Source organism: Pseudomonas sp. P42 (assembly GCF_017973755.1).
Taxonomy (GTDB): domain Bacteria; phylum Pseudomonadota; class Gammaproteobacteria; order Pseudomonadales; family Pseudomonadaceae; genus Aquipseudomonas; species Aquipseudomonas iridis.
In genome coordinates, this window is the sequence record NZ_JACOPU010000005.1 from 128962 (window position 1) to 143305 (window position 14344).

General features: G+C 60.0%; 14 protein-coding genes. 5 read left to right on the forward strand and 9 right to left on the reverse strand.

The annotated features are described in order from the left end of the window. Nucleotides 1–185: 185 nt before the first annotated feature. Together H8B20_RS17390 and H8B20_RS17395 are read left to right on the forward strand one after the other, a co-directional pair. The gene (locus H8B20_RS17390) at nucleotides 186–1412 is read left to right on the forward strand and encodes a 3-hydroxyacyl-CoA dehydrogenase (RefSeq protein WP_210624009.1); all 1227 of its coding nucleotides are present in this window, start codon (nucleotides 186–188) and stop codon (nucleotides 1410–1412) included. A 139-nt stretch (nucleotides 1413–1551) separates the two neighbouring features. Further along, nucleotides 1552–1983, forward strand: coding sequence for an acyl-CoA thioesterase (locus H8B20_RS17395; RefSeq protein WP_210624010.1), 432 nt, complete (start codon nucleotides 1552–1554; stop codon nucleotides 1981–1983). A 99-nt stretch (nucleotides 1984–2082) separates the two neighbouring features. Here H8B20_RS17395 and H8B20_RS17400 read toward each other — a convergent pair whose 3' ends face one another. From H8B20_RS17400 to H8B20_RS17415, 4 genes are all read right to left on the reverse strand, one after another. Further along, complete coding sequence (locus tag H8B20_RS17400) at nucleotides 2083–2565, reverse strand: glycine zipper domain-containing protein (RefSeq protein ID WP_200614135.1); 483 nt, start codon at nucleotides 2563–2565, stop codon at nucleotides 2083–2085. A 350-nt stretch (nucleotides 2566–2915) separates the two neighbouring features. Continuing rightward, complete coding sequence (locus tag H8B20_RS17405; RefSeq protein ID WP_210624011.1) at nucleotides 2916–5264, reverse strand: FdhF/YdeP family oxidoreductase; 2349 nt, start codon at nucleotides 5262–5264, stop codon at nucleotides 2916–2918. Continuing rightward, nucleotides 5261–6100 carry a formate dehydrogenase accessory sulfurtransferase FdhD gene (gene fdhD, locus H8B20_RS17410; RefSeq protein WP_210624012.1) on the reverse strand — a complete coding sequence of 280 codons (840 nt, stop codon included), beginning with the start codon at nucleotides 6098–6100 and terminating at the stop codon, nucleotides 5261–5263. Before fdhD ends, H8B20_RS17405 begins: the two co-directional genes overlap by 4 nt. Before the next feature lie 92 nt (nucleotides 6101–6192). Further along, nucleotides 6193–7080, reverse strand: a complete 888-nt coding sequence (locus H8B20_RS17415; RefSeq protein ID WP_042557153.1) for a LysR family transcriptional regulator — start codon at nucleotides 7078–7080, stop codon at nucleotides 6193–6195. Between the two features lie 139 nt (nucleotides 7081–7219). On the opposite strand from H8B20_RS17415, the gene lysM reads away from it, so the two are divergent. Then, nucleotides 7220–7660, forward strand: a complete 441-nt coding sequence (gene lysM / locus H8B20_RS17420; protein ID WP_210624013.1) for a peptidoglycan-binding protein LysM — start codon at nucleotides 7220–7222, stop codon at nucleotides 7658–7660. Between the two features lie 93 nt (nucleotides 7661–7753). Here lysM and yrfG read toward each other — a convergent pair whose 3' ends face one another. Beyond that, a complete protein-coding gene (yrfG, locus tag H8B20_RS17425; RefSeq protein WP_210624014.1) occupies nucleotides 7754–8416 on the reverse strand; it encodes a GMP/IMP nucleotidase in 663 nt (220 codons plus the stop codon). A gap of 88 nt (nucleotides 8417–8504) precedes the next feature. Between yrfG and nudE the strand changes: the two genes are divergently transcribed. Next, a complete protein-coding gene (gene nudE, locus H8B20_RS17430; RefSeq protein ID WP_210624015.1) occupies nucleotides 8505–9071 on the forward strand; it encodes an ADP compounds hydrolase NudE in 567 nt (188 codons plus the stop codon). A gap of 11 nt (nucleotides 9072–9082) precedes the next feature. Continuing rightward, nucleotides 9083–9910 (forward strand): 3'(2'),5'-bisphosphate nucleotidase CysQ, encoded by an 828-nt coding sequence (gene cysQ, locus H8B20_RS17435; protein WP_210624016.1) that lies wholly within the window; start codon nucleotides 9083–9085, stop codon nucleotides 9908–9910. A 72-nt stretch (nucleotides 9911–9982) separates the two neighbouring features. On the opposite strand, the gene H8B20_RS17440 is transcribed toward cysQ, so the two are convergent. From H8B20_RS17440 to rfbC, 4 genes are read right to left on the reverse strand one after another with little or no spacing between them, the layout of a single operon-like run. Next, nucleotides 9983–10438, reverse strand: coding sequence for a YiiD C-terminal domain-containing protein (locus H8B20_RS17440; RefSeq protein ID WP_210624017.1), 456 nt, complete (start codon nucleotides 10436–10438; stop codon nucleotides 9983–9985). Beyond that, on the reverse strand, nucleotides 10435–11817 hold the full coding sequence (locus tag H8B20_RS17445) for a sigma-54-dependent transcriptional regulator (protein WP_042557159.1): 1383 nt from the start codon (nucleotides 11815–11817) through the stop codon (nucleotides 10435–10437). The genes H8B20_RS17440 and H8B20_RS17445 overlap by 4 nt, the downstream gene beginning before the upstream one ends. Next, complete coding sequence (locus tag H8B20_RS17450) at nucleotides 11814–13622, reverse strand: sensor histidine kinase (protein ID WP_210624018.1); 1809 nt, start codon at nucleotides 13620–13622, stop codon at nucleotides 11814–11816. Before H8B20_RS17450 ends, H8B20_RS17445 begins: the two co-directional genes overlap by 4 nt. A gap of 42 nt (nucleotides 13623–13664) precedes the next feature. Beyond that, nucleotides 13665–14210: a dTDP-4-dehydrorhamnose 3,5-epimerase gene (gene rfbC / locus H8B20_RS17455; RefSeq protein WP_210624019.1), complete on the reverse strand. Its 546-nt coding sequence runs from the start codon at nucleotides 14208–14210 to the stop codon at nucleotides 13665–13667. Between the last annotated feature and the right edge of the window lie 134 nt (nucleotides 14211–14344).

Sequence of the window (14344 nt, forward strand, 5' to 3'; positions counted from 1 at the left end):
GTCATTCGGTATCGCGTTGCATGGCACACCGCTTTCGCGAGCGGGCTCGCTCCCACAGGGATTGCGGTGATCTATGAGAGCTGCATCCATCCGCTGAATGTCGATCATCACGGTAATAAACTTCAAAAAGCGTCGTTGGCTGACTATGGTGAGACCAGTCTTTGGATCGCCAACAAGAGAACAACATGAGCCAGACATCTTTCGATATTCAGCAGGCAGCGGTGATTGGTGCGGGCACGATGGGGCGTGGCATTGTCATGTGTCTGGCCAATGCCGGTGTGTCGGTGCAATGGGTGGACACCAATCCACAGATGCTCGAACAGGCGCTCGCAACCGTGGCCGAGACTTATGCACATAACGTGCGTCAGGGCCGGATTGATCAGGCCGAGGCTGATGCGCGTTTGGCCCGGGTCAGCGCTGCGGCGGATTACGCAGAGATCCGCAATGCCGATCTGGTGATCGAGGCGGTGTACGAAAACCTCGAACTCAAGCAGAAGATCTTTCGTGAACTGGATGGCTTGCTCAAGCCGCAAGCGCTGTTGGCGAGTAACACGTCGGCACTGGATATCGATGCAATAGCTGCGGCGACCAAGCGGCCTGAGCAAGTGTTGGGTCTGCATTTCTTCAGCCCCGCGCACATCATGAAACTGCTGGAAATCGTTCGCGGTGCACAGACCTCGCAGGCAGCACTGGATGCTGCGCTGATACTGGGCAAGCGCATGGGCAAGGTCAGTGTGGTATCGGGCAACTGCCACGGTTTCATCGGTAACCGCATGCTGCATCCGTATGTCCTGGAGGCCCGCAAGATACTGCTTGAAGGCGCTTATCCACAGCAGGTCGATGCGGCGCTACAGGCATTCGGTTTCGCCATGGGGCCGTTCCGTATGTACGACGTGGTCGGCATCGATCTGGAATGGCGCGCTCGTGAGCTGGCCGGCAAGGGCCAGGATGCCCCGGAGATTCAGGTTGATAACCGCCTGTGCGAAATGGGCCGGTTCGGTCAGAAGTCTGGTAATGGTTATTACCACTACGAGCCGGGCAGTCGTCAGGCAGAGCATGACCCGGAGGTCGATGCGCTGGTGTTGCGTGTCAGTGAGGGTTTAGGTTTCCAGCGCCGTGAAATTGGCCCGGAGGAGATTCTGGAGCGCTGCCTGCTGGCACTGGTCAACGAAGGCGCGAAGATTCTGCAGGAAGGCATTGCCGAGTCGGCGCATGACATCGATCTGGTGTACCTGAACGGTTATGGCTTTGCGGCGGACAAGGGCGGGCCGATGGCCTGGGCGGATCAGCAGGGGCTTGCAGATATTCATCAGCGGCTGCTGGCGCTGGAGACGCGGCAGGGTGATCAGTGGAAACCGGCAAGGCTGATTGGTGAGTTGGCGGCGCAAGGGAAGGGGTTTGCTGACCGTTGAATGACGTGGCGCCTTCGCGAGCAGGCTCGCTCCCACAGGGGAATTGAGTGGTTCGCAGGTCCCGACCTCACTGAAGAACCTTGTGGGAGCGATATGCTTTTAAATCAGACTGGCCACTTACCTTCAGGAATCGAAATTGATGTCCAACCCGACCCCTCAACACACCGACTACCCGCATTTCCAGCCAATCACCACGCGCTGGCATGACAACGACGCCTACGGTCACGTCAATAACGTCACCTATTACAGCTACTTCGACACGGCCGTGAATACCTACCTGATCCAGGTCGGTGGTCTGGATATCCATGACGGTGAGGTGGTGGGGTTCGTGGTCAGTTCGGCGTGTGACTACTTCGCCTCGATTGCTTTCCCGGACTTGATCGAGATTGGCTTGCGGGTTGGCAAGTTGGGCAACAGTTCGGTGCAGTACGAATTGGCGGTGTTCAAGGTCGGCGAGAGCGAAGCGTGTGCAGCGGGTCGCTTCGTTCATGTGTTTGTCGATCGTACGACCAACCAGCCCACACCAATTCCCGCCGGATTGCGCCAGGCGCTGGAACGAATAGCAGTTTAAAAAAACGCAAAAAAAATCGCAGACTGCGGCAACTCCTGTAAATCCATGCAGGAGCTGCCCAGGCTGCGATCTTTCGATCTTCCTGCCGCCAATCAGCGATTAACGATGGCGAGAGTACTTGTGGTGCTTGCGATGGCCATAGGCATGGCCGCGACCACGGTGGTCGTCGCGATAGTAGCGACGGTCGTCGTGACGGCGATCATAGCGACGATCATCGTCATCGCTCTTGTTGCCCATGTAGTTACCCAGCGCGCCGCCGGCGCCGCCACCTGCTGCCGAACCGATCAGGCTGCCGGTAGTCCCGCCCATGCTGCGGCCAACCACGTTACCGCCGGCTGCGCCCAATGCACCGCCAATGGCGGCTTCGCCACGGCTGCGTTTGTCTGCGCCGACCGCGCTACCACCCGCGCCGCCCAAGGCTGCGCCGATGGTGGAACCTGTATTGCCGCCTAAAGACTGACCGACGACCGAGCCAAGAACCCCGCCCAATGCGCCGCCCACACCTGCTTCGGTGGTGCCGCCTGCGGACGCAAAACCACTGACCAGGCCAAGGGACAACAAGAGAATCGAGGAGAACTTCATAGAGGAGCCTCAAAGGGATGACGGCGCCGATCCTGAGGCTGTGTAACACGCGTGACAATCGAAATCCGACGAATAACACGACTTGTATACAATTACGCAAGTTACTGTTTTGACTACGGAACTTAAGCGATTTTCGCCGGTCTTTAACTACTTCGGACAGGCCGCTTTTGTGAAAAAGCGGCCTTTTTTGTGGGCGATCGGAAAGTGCAGGGGCGTCGAAATGCGATAAGTGTCCGACCGCTTTCGCGAGCAGCTTACTCCCACATTTGAGCGCATTCCTGCATAAGAAACGCGACCCAATGTGGGAGCGAACCTGCCCGCGAAGGGAGCAGTCCAGTCACTCTTTAGGCTTAAGCAGACTTGGCCATGATCAACCCGGTCTCGCTCGCCGCTTCCAAGCGGATCGCGATGAACTTCGAGGTCGGCGTATGGCTGCCGTCGCCAGTGCTTTCCAGCGGCACCAGTGGATTCACTTCCGGGTAATACGCAGCGGCCTGGCCGGCAGGGATATCAAACGCCAGCAGTGTGAAGCCCTTCACCCGACGCTCGCGCCCATCGTCCCAGATCGAAACGATGTCAGCCTTCTGCCCCGGACGGAAGCCCAGGCGAATAATGTCGGCCTCGTTGGCGAACAGCACATCGCGCTGGCCTTTCACCCCGCGATAACGGTCGTCGAGGCCATAAATCGTGGTGTTGTACTGATCGTGCGAGCGCATCGATTGCATTATCAGATCCGGCAACTGACCGGTGGCGCGGGTACGTTCGTGGACCAGGTCTTTGGGCAGCAGGTTCGCGCGGAAATTGGCGCGGCCCGACGGCGTGTTCCACTTGCGTGCACCGGCGCTGTTGCCGAGGTAGAAACCACCCGGATTCTTGATCTTTTCGTTGAATTCCTTGAAACCCGGGATGGTGTCGGCGATCAGCTCGCGGATACGCCCGTAATCGGCCACCAGCCAGTTCCAGTCCACCGGTTTGCTGCCCAGGGTCGCGGCAGCGATGCCAGCGATGATCGACGGCTCTGAACGCATCTGGTTCGAAAGCGGCTGCAACTGACCGTTGGAGGCGTGAACCATGCTGAACGAGTCTTCCACGGTGACCGCTTGCGGGCCTTCAGTCTGGATGTCGATGTCGGTGCGACCGAAGCACGGCAGGATCAAGGCGTCTTTACCGTGAGCCAGGTGGCTACGGTTGAGTTTGGTGCTGATCTGCACGGTCAGGTCACAATTGCTCAGAGCCTCGAACGTGCGCGGGCTGTCCGGTGTGGCTTGGGCAAAGTTGCCGCCCAGACCGATAAACACCTTGGCGCGGCCCTCGGCCATGGCGTGGATCGCCTCGACCACGTTGTGCCCGTTGTGACGTGGCACCTTGAATTGGAAGCGACGCTCCAGCGAATCAAGGAACGCCACGGGTGGACGCTCGTTGATACCCATCGTGCGGTCGCCCTGCACGTTACTGTGACCGCGCACCGGGCACAGACCGGCGCCGGGTTTGCCGATGTTGCCGCGCAGCAGCATCAGGTTGGCGATTTCCTGGATGGTCGGCACCGAATGGCGATGCTGGGTGATGCCCATCGCCCAACACATGATCACGTTTTTGCCTTTGGCGTACATGCGCGCCGCTTGTTCGATCTCGATCAGGGTCAGGCCGGATTGCTCGACGATCTGCTCCCACGGCGTGTCGTCGACGACACCGAGATACTCCAGCACATTGGCACTGTGTGCATTGAGGAAGTCGTGATCGAACACCGCTGGCTCACCAGCCTTCTGCGCGTCGCGTTCCCATTGCAGAAGGAACTTGGCCATGCCGCGCAGCAGCGACATGTCGCCACCCAATGCCGGGCGGAAGTACGCGGTGTTGGTCGGTTTGTCGCCGTTGGTGAGCATTTCGATCGGGTGCTGCGGGTGCTGGAAACGTTCCAGACCACGCTCTTTGAGCGGGTTGACGCACACCACCTGAGCGCCACGCTTCACGGCTTCACGCAGGGGTTCGAGCATCCGTGGATGGTTGGTGCCGGGGTTCTGGCCCCAGACGAAAATCGCGTCGGCGTGTTCGAAGTCATCGAACGTGACGGTGCCTTTGCCGACACCGACACTCTGCGCCAACGCCACGCCGCTGGCCTCGTGGCACATGTTCGAGCAATCGGGAAAGTTGTTGGTACCGAAGGCGCGCACGAACAACTGATAAAGATACGCCGCTTCGTTGCTGGCGCGACCTGAGGTGTAGAACTCGGCTTGATCCGGGCTCGACAAGCCTTGCAGGTGTTTGGCGATCAGCGCGTAGGCATCGTCCCAGGCAATCGGTTTGTAGCGGTCGGTCTCGGCGTCGTAGGCCATTGGCTCGGTCAGACGACCCTGATATTCAAGCCAGTAGTCGCTCTGCTCCAGCAACGCGGTAACACTGTGTTTGGCGAAGAATTTTGCATCCACCCGACGCTTGGTCGCTTCCCAATTCACCGCTTTGGCGCCGTTCTCGCAGAACTTGACCATGCCGCTTTCCGGGGAATCGCCCCACGCGCAACCCGGGCAGTCGAAGCCGCCGTTCTGGTTGGTCTTGAGCATCATGCGCAGGTTTTTCAGCGCGTTGTCGCTGGTCAACCAGGCCTGGGCCACGCTGATCAGGGCACCCCAACCGCCGGCTGCGCCTTTGTAGGGCTTGTAGCGCGGGACAGGTTTCTGGTCGGCTTGATGATGTTGGCTCACGCTTGATTCTCCATCGCGGGGCTATACACCCGCGGCGCATTTTTCTGCGGCAGGTGGATGAGATTGAGGTTGTGCCTACGGGCCCATTGCACGGCAAGGCCCGTAGGCGCGGACAGGCTGACCAGGGTCTGGATGCCGGCGCGCAAAACTTTCTGGATCAATTCGAGACTGCAACGGCTGGTGACAATCGCCAGGCCGCCATCCGTGGATATTTTCTGGCGGATCAGCCCGCCGATCAGTTTGTCGAGAGCGTTGTGGCGGCCTATGTCTTCGCGCCCGAGCAGCAATTCGCCGCTGGCATTCATGAAAACCGCGGCGTGTACCGCACCGCAATGCTGGCCCAGTGGCTGGAAGGCGCCGATGCGTTGGCGCAGACCGTCGAGCCATACACTGGGTGGCAACGGCGCACCGGGCAACACCTTGAGATCGGGTAGCGCCTGTTCCACCGCTTCAACGCCGCACAGCCCGCACCCGCTAGTGCCGGCCAGTTGCCGACGCTGGGTCTTGAGATTCCAGAACGCACGATTGGCGATGGTCACTTGCGCGTATTGCGCCGAACCTGCGCCAGTCAGCTGCAGGTCATAGATATCATTGGCGTCTTCGATGATGCCGCTGCCGAGGCTGAAACCGACGATGAAGTCTTCGAGGTCGGTCGGGGTCACCAGCATGACGGCCTGGCTGATGCCGTTGTAGGCGATCGCCAACGCAACTTCCTCGGCCAGCGCGGTGCTGGCCGACTCCTCAAGAGGCAGATCGCTGTAACTGTATGTCTGGCTGGCAGCAGGCGCGGGCGTTTCGCGTGCAGGCGTCGCGCAGGCTGGGCGCTTGGCGTCCATGGCATCACCAACGGTTTGATCAACGTTAAGACTAGGCGCGGCAAGATGTCGCGTCTAATCGCTAATGTTGATCTACCGATAGATGCTGTCGATCAAGACTCGCCTGGCGATTTTTGATACAGCGCAAAACAGGCCTCGGCCAGCGCTGAACGCGGGGCGCCCCGGCGCATGATGAACCCCAATCGGGCGAGGGTCTGGGCGCTTTCAATCGGTTGCAGACGCAGATCATCGGTGAGATTTTCCAGTCCGCCGTCCAACGGCATCACCGCGCAACAGAACCCGCCATGCACAGCTTGTAATAATTGATGCACGGCATCGGTTTGCAGCAGTGTTTGGGGCGTCAGGCCACGGCTGTGGAAATTGTGGTCGATCGACTGGCGAAAGTGCATGCCGCTGGTGAGCATGCCCAGTGGCAGTTCGATCAGCGATTCCCAGGTCAACGGTGCTTCGCCGAAGGAGAAGAAACGCTGGTCATACAGCAATCCCATGCGGGTTTCGCTGAACGCCAGGGATTCGAAGCGCTCACTGTCCAGCCGATCAAGATAGGACACACCGATATCGATGCGGTTGTTCGCCAGTTGTTCGAGAATCTGTTCGGAACTCAGCGCCGACAATTCAAAGCGCAGGTTCGGGTGCTGCCCGTGCAGACGCTGCATCAGCGGCAACGCATCGAAACTTGACAGCGGCACCACGCCCAGGCGCAACGTACCGACCAGATTGCCGCGGCACGCTGCCGCTTCTGCCTGCAAGCCGTCATACGCCGCCAACACTGTGCGTGCCCACGCCAGCACCCGTTCGCCCGGGGCGGTGAACCCTTCGAACCGCTGACCGCGGTTGACCAGCGGCAGGTCGAGTTCTTCTTCGAGGCTTCGCAGGCGCATCGACAGTGTCGGTTGCGTAATGTGACAACGCGCAGCGGCCTGGCCGAAGTGACGGGTTTCGTCGAGGGCGATGAGGAATTTCAGCTGCTTGATGTCCATCTTCGCTCCGAAGGGTGTTGGCGGGGGTGGGCGATTCTAACGCTTGTGGGGTGACAGGGTCATTGGTCGGCTTGGAACCGGGGTTGTCATTGGTGGTCTAGGCTTTGACGTCTGGAACCCAAATCAAGGAGTGTGCGCTATGAGTCTTTTTAGCTTTGTGAAAGAAGCCGGTGAGAAACTGATCGATCTGCTGACCCCGGGCAATGCCAATGCCGGTGAGCAATTGAAGGAACACATCAGCAAGATCGGGCTGGGCAATCCGAATGTTCAAGCGACGGTCGACGGTGACAAGGTCACGGTTACCGGCGAAGTGGCGAGTCAGGAAGAGAAAGAGAAAATTCTGCTGGCCGTGGGCAATATCGAAGGCGTGGGCAGTGTTGATGACCAGATCACTGTGACCGGCCCGGTAGTAACTGCTGCGCAGTTTGTGGTGGTCAAGTCGGGTGACACGCTGAGTGCAATTTCCCTGCGTGTTTACGGCGATGCCAACAAGTATCAAAAAATCTTCGAAGCCAACAAACCGATGCTCAAGGATGTGAACAAGATCTATCCGGGGCAGACGCTGCGTATTCCTGAGTAATTGCGGATAACGCTTTCGCGAGCAGGCTCGCTCCCACATTGGATTGCGTTTCAATGTGGGAGCGAGCCTGCTCGCGGATAGGGCAACTGGGTATCAGAGGCCTGTGATCAGGTCGCGGTAGTCTTCAACTGCGGCAAACTCGGCGGTGTCCTTCGGGCCTTTGCGGCTGTCCGGTTCCTTGATGGCCAACAGGTGCGCCACGCCAAAATCCCGCGCACTGCGCAGAATGGGCAAGGTGTCGTCAATAAACAGACTGCGCGCCGGATCAAAATCTATATCGGCCTGCAACGCATCCCAGAATTGCGGATTTTCCTTCGGAAAACCGTAGTCATGCGAGCTGATCAATCGCTCGAAATAGGGCGCCAGTTCAATCCGCTCCAGCTTCAACGACAGCGACTCACGGTGCGCATTGGTGATCATGATCACCCGTTTGCCGGCGCGTTTTATCGCTTCAAGAAAGGTGTCGGCGTCGGTGCGCAAGGCGATCAGGTGCGCGGTCTCTTGCTTCAATTCACGCACTGACAATTTCAGTTCGCTGCTCCAGAAATCCAGGCAGTACCACTGCAATTGACCGGCATGGCGCTCGAACAACGGCTGCAACTCCATCTCGGCCATGGCGCGGCTGACCCCGTGCAGTTCGGCGTAGCGCTGGGGCAGGTGTTCCATCCAGAAATGGTTGTCGAAGTGCAAATCCAGCAGCGTGCCGTCCATGTCCAGAAGAACGGTATCAATGTCGGACCAGGGTAATGAAGGCATGGCAACGTCTCGAGCGGTAGAAAGATATCCGACGTAAACAATCGGGAAAGCCGCGTTATAGTAGCGCGTTCACGCCAAGGAGCTTTGCATGCGCCAGAAACCCACCGTACTTGCCCGCGAGATCGTCGCCACCAGTCGCCTGTTTTGCGTCGAAGAGCTCAAGCTGCGTTTTTCCAACGGTGTGGAACGCACCTACGAGCGTCTGGTGGGCAAGGGTGCCGGATATGGCGCTGTGATGATCGTGGCAATGCTCGATGCCGAGCACGCTGTGTTGGTCGAAGAATATTGCGGCGGTACTGACGAGTACGAATTGTCCCTGCCCAAAGGCCTTATCGAACCCGGTGAAGACGTGCTGGCGGCGGCCGAGCGTGAGCTTAAGGAAGAGGCCGGTTTTGGCGCGCGGCAACTGGAGCATCTGACTGAACTGTCGCTGTCTCCCGGTTACATGAGCCAGAAGATTCAGGTGGTGCTGGCCACCGAGCTGTACGCAGAAAGTCTGGAGGGCGACGAGCCTGAGCCGATGCGGGTCGACAAGGTCAACCTGCATGAACTGTCGGCGCTGGCGTTGAATCCGCAATTCACCGAAGGGCGTGCCTTGGCGGCGTTGTACCTGGCGCGTGATTTGCTGAGCCAGCGCGGTGCCTTTCAACTATGAGTGAGCAATTGATGAACTTTCCCCATCCGTTGATGGCGCCAGTAATTGCGCTGGCATTGAAGGCTGGCGAGGTAATTTTGCCGTTCTGGCGGTCAGGCGTTGAAGTCACCGCCAAGTCAGATGAATCACCTGTGACCGCTGCAGATCTGGCCGCGCACCATGTGATCGTGGATGGATTGATCGCGCTGGATCCGAGTATTCCGGTGCTGTCCGAAGAGGACGCGAGTATCGCGCAAAGCATACGTGCTGGCTGGCAGCGTTGGTGGCTGGTAGATCCGCTGGATGGCACCAAGGAGTTCATCAGCGGCAGTGAGGAATTCACCGTCAATATTGCGTTGATCGAAAACGGTCACGTGGTATTCGGTGTCGTGTCGATGCCGACCAACGGTCGTTACTACGTTGGGGGGGCCGGGCTCGGTACCTGGCGCTGTGACGAGGGCGGTACTCCGGTTGCGATTCAGGTGCGTGACGTGCCGGGGCCGGGCGAAGCGTTCACCGTAGTAGCCAGTCGTCGGCATTCCAGTCCCGAGCAGGAGCGCCTGCTGGCCGGGTTGAGCGCGAGCCTGGGTGAGCTTCAATTGGCCAATATTGGCAGTTCGTTGAAGTTTTGCCTGTTGGCCGAAGGGGCGGCGGATTGCTATCCGCGACTGGCGCCGACTTCGCAGTGGGACACGGCGGCCGCCCAAGGCGTGCTGGAAGGGGCGGGCGGTGAGGTGCTGGATTTGCAGGGCGAAGCGTTCTGTTATCCGGCGCGGGAATCGTTGCTGAATGAGTTCTTTCTGGCGCTGCCAGCGAAGGCGGCGTGGCGGACGAGGTTGTTGGAGTTGGCCCGAGGTTAGAGCCAGCCCCGGAAAAGCCCTCCCCCAGCCCTCTCCCCCCGGAAGAGGGTTAGGGTGAGGGGCTCTTGACCTTCAGCGGTGCAAAACATACTGCCCGCTAAACGTCACCGCATCCTCATCACTCCCGGCATTGACGATCCGCGTACTGAGGGTCAACCGCGCCCGCCCGTAACGCTGATACATCGCCAGAAATTTCTTCCACACTGCCGCATCCGGCGCCGGGCAAATGGCTGTTGCATCTCCCGTCACTGGCAGCGGATAACTGATCTGCCCTTCCTGAATCACGATGTGGCCGTCGATGATCCCTTCTTCCTTCAAGCGCAAATGCAACCAGCCCCAACCCGCCAGCACCGCGCCGCAATAGAGGCTGCCGCCGAACATGGTGCTTTTGTGATTGACGTTGGGCTCCAAAGGCAAATGCAGACTCAACTGCTGTGCCTGCCAGTCGAGTACCTTGATGCCCATGTCCCGGGTCAGGGGAATATCGCGATGCAGCACCGACTCCAGATAGTGAGTGTCCGGGTTCATTCGTTCTCCTCCCCATGGCTGTTGTCGCCGAAGTTGAGGCCGTGTTTGCGCAGTTTGTCGTGCAGGGTCTTGCGCGGTATGCCCAGTGCTTCGGCAAGACTGCGTACCGAGCCGTGGGTGCGCGCCAGTTCGGCGGCGATCAACGATTTCTCGAAGTTTTCCACCTGCTCGCTGAGCCCGCCGCCAGTGATTTGGACTGTGGCGCCGCCGCCCTCGACGCCGCTGTTATCCAGCGCCAGTTCAAGACCCAGCGCAAAGCGTTCGGCCGCGTTTTGCAACTCTCGCACGTTACCCGGCCAGGTATGGCGCAGTAGCAGGGCGCGCTGTGCCGGTTGCAGTTCGTGGGGGGGCAAGCCGTGGCGGGCGCTGGCTTCATCGGCGTAATACTGGAACAGCATCAACGCATCTTCGCCACGCTCGCGTAGCGGTGGAATGCGCAGCGGCGCGACGTTGAGGCGGTAATACAAATCGGCACGGAAACGGCCCTGATCGGCAGCCTGGCGCAGGTCTTCCTTGGTGGCGGCGATGACGCGGATATCCAGCGGGATCAGTTGATTACCGCCCAGGCGTTCGACGACTCGTTCCTGCAGCATGCGCAGCAGTTTCACTTGCACATCCAGGCTCATGCTTTCGATTTCATCGAGGAACAAGGTGCCGCCGTTGGCGAATTCGAACTTGCCGATACGGCGTTTTTGCGCGCCGGTGAACGCGCCCGGCTCATGGCCGAACAGCTCGCTTTCCACCACCGATTCGGCCAGCGCGCCGGCATTGATCGCCACAAACGGCCCGTTGCGACGGCTCGACAGGTCATGCAGCGCACGGGCCACAACCTCTTTGCCAGCACCGGTTTCGCCGAGGATCAGCACGTCAGCCCTGGTAGCCGCCAGCGCGCCGATCTGCTCGCGCAGGCGCAGCATCGGCTGCGAATGGCCGACCAGTCGCGTGCTCAATTCGTTGCGATCGCTGAGAGCCAGACGCAGGCTGCGGTTGTCCAGCACCAGGCGGCGCAGGGCCAGCGCGCGGCGCACGCTGTCGAGCAGGGCGTCGCTGGCGAAGGGTTTCTCAAGGAAGTCATACGCTCCGGCGCGCATCGCCTGCACGGCAAGCGGCACATCGCCGTGGCCGGTGATCAGCAGCACCGGCAGCTCGGGGTCCTGAGCGTGCAGTTCGCTCAATAATTCCAGACCATCCATGCCCGGCATGCGGATGTCACTGACCACCACACCCGGCCAGTCGCGTTCCAGTTGTCCGGCCAGGCCCTTGGCTTCGGACAGCGGCAGGATTTTCAGCCCGGCCAGATCCAGTGTCTGGCCCAAGGCCTGACGCAGGTGCGGATCGTCGTCGATCAACACCACCTGAATGCGATTGTCGATGGTCATGCACTTCGATCCTCGGACGGTTGCAGGCTGACCCCGGGCGCACCGGCACGCAGCCGCAGGGTTATCAAGGCGCCACCTTGCTTGTGGTTGGCGAACGACAGTTCACCACCGAAGGCGCGCATCAGGGTTTCACAAATCGCCAGGCCCAGGCCCAGACCCTGGGTGCGCGTCTTGGTCGTGTAGAAAGGCTCGCTGGCGCGGCCGAGGGCTTCCATGCAGAAACCCGGACCGTTGTCGCGAATGTACAGGTTGACGCCATCGGCCGTGGATTCGGCACTCAGCCACAGTTTGCGCGGCGGGCCTTTTTCGGTGAGGGCGTCGAGGGCGTTGGCCAGCAGATTGCCGAGCACTTGGCGCAGGCGGGTTTCCCCGGCCTCGACCCACAAGGTGGCGGCGGGCAGGTCGCGGATCAACTCGACTTCCATGCTCCGTCGACGTTTGGCCAGCAAGGCCAGCGCATCATCCAGCGCCGGTTGCAGGGCAACGCTTTCCGGGGCGTGCCGATCGCGGCGGGCGAAGGCACGCAGATGCGCGATGATCGAGGCCATGCGCCCGGTCAATTCGCTGATCAGCTTGAGGTTGCCGCGCGCCTCTTCGGTGCGTTGATGATCAAGCAACACTTCGGCGTTTTCCGCGTAGCTGCGGATCGCCGCGAGAGGCTGATTGAGTTCATGGCTGATGCTCGCCGACATCGTGCCCAGCGCCGACAATTTGCCGGCTTGTACCAGATCGTCCTGAGCGCGCACCAATTCCTGCTGCGCCTGTTCACGCTCCAGCACTTCCTGCTTCAGACGACGGTTGAGGCCTTCGAGGTCGCTGGTGCGTTCGGCGACCCGGCCTTCCAGTTCCCGCCGCGCCTTGGCTTCGAAGGCGATGCGTTCCAGATAGTGGCGGCGGCGCTGCATCATCAGACCCACCAGCAACATCACCACCAACAGCGTGGCGCCGCCGATGGCGACCACCGTGCGCACCGGCCGATCGATCAGCGTGCGCGGCGCGAGGATGCTGACGCTCCAGCCGGTTTCGGCGATGTCGTGGGTTTGTGTCAGCCAGGCGTCGGTGTTGAGGTTCAGCGGCCGGGGGTCGCGGGTCGGGTAGGGCTGAATCGCCGTGATCGCCAAGCGCTCGGCATCGCTCAAGACGCGGGTCGAGCGAAAGCGCCATTCCGGGCGTGACGTGAGGATGACCACGCCATTGTTGTCGGTCACCAGCAGTTGTTCCGGCGTTTTGCCCCACAGGCTTTCGGTGTGATCAAGATCGACCTTGATCACCAGAACGCCGATGATTTTTTCACCGTTGCGCACGGCAGCGGCGAAGAAGTAACCGCGCTTGGCCGACGTGGTGCCGAGACCGAAGAACCGTCCAAGACGCCCGGCCATGGCTTCGCTGAAATACGGGCGGAAGGAGAAATTACGGCCGACGAAGCTGTCGTGTTTGTCCCAATTCGACGCCGCCAGTGTTTGCCCGGAGGTGTCCATCAGGTACATCACTTCGGCACCGGTTTGGGCCGAGATGTTTTTCAACAGACGATTGGCATTGCCTTGGGTGACGCCATCGTCCGGCGCTCCGAGCACGGCGCGCAGGGCTGGCAGGTCGCCGAGGATCTGCGGCAATACTTCATAGCGGTGCAGGGTGCCCAGCAGGTTGGCGACGTACAGGTCGAGGGTCTGGCGGTTCTGTCCGGCCAGTTCGCTGCGGTAATAGCGCTCGGCCAGATGTTCCAGCGGCCACAGCAGCGGCGCCAGACACAATGCCAGCAGGGCGAGGCTGCGCCAGCGGGGTCTGCGGGGGAGAGGTGGTTTCATATGCCGGATGCGCCTGTAGTGACAGGCGCATTATGCCCGGCCTCAGGAAAAGACGTCAGCGTCCTTGAACAACACTGCCGCCTGATCTTTCGCTGACAACTTTGGTGCTGCGTCCAATTGCCAGTCGATGCCAAGATCAGGATCGTCCCAACGAATGCTGCGCTCCGCCGAAGGGGTGTAGTAGTCAGTGGTTTTGTAGAGGAACTCGGCAAACTCGCTCAGCACCACAAAACCGTGGGCGAAACCTTCCGGTATCCAGAGTTGACGATGGTTTGCGGCCGACAGGCGCATGGCCACCCATTTACCGAAGTGCGGCGAGCTGCGACGGATGTCCACGGCCACATCGAGTACTTCACCGGCCGTCACGCGGACCAGTTTGCCTTGGGTGTTTTGCAGCTGGTAATGCAGGCCGCGCAGCACGCCTTTTTGCGAGCGCGAATGGTTGTCTTGCACGAATTGGGTATCAAGGCCGGTTGCGTCCTTGAAAGCCTTGGCGTTGAAACTCTCATAGAAGAAACCTCGCTCGTCACCGAACACCTTGGGTTCGATGATCAGAACACCGGGTAAGTTGGTGGTGATTACATTCATGCGGATTTCCAGAAATGTTGAGTGGATGGCTGACATTCTTGCGCAAAGTGCTGTTTGGTGCGAGTGCTGCCAGCGTAGTCCATACAACGTAAGGCACGCGCAATGTTGCGCAGCTTTCGTTGGAGGGTGCGATG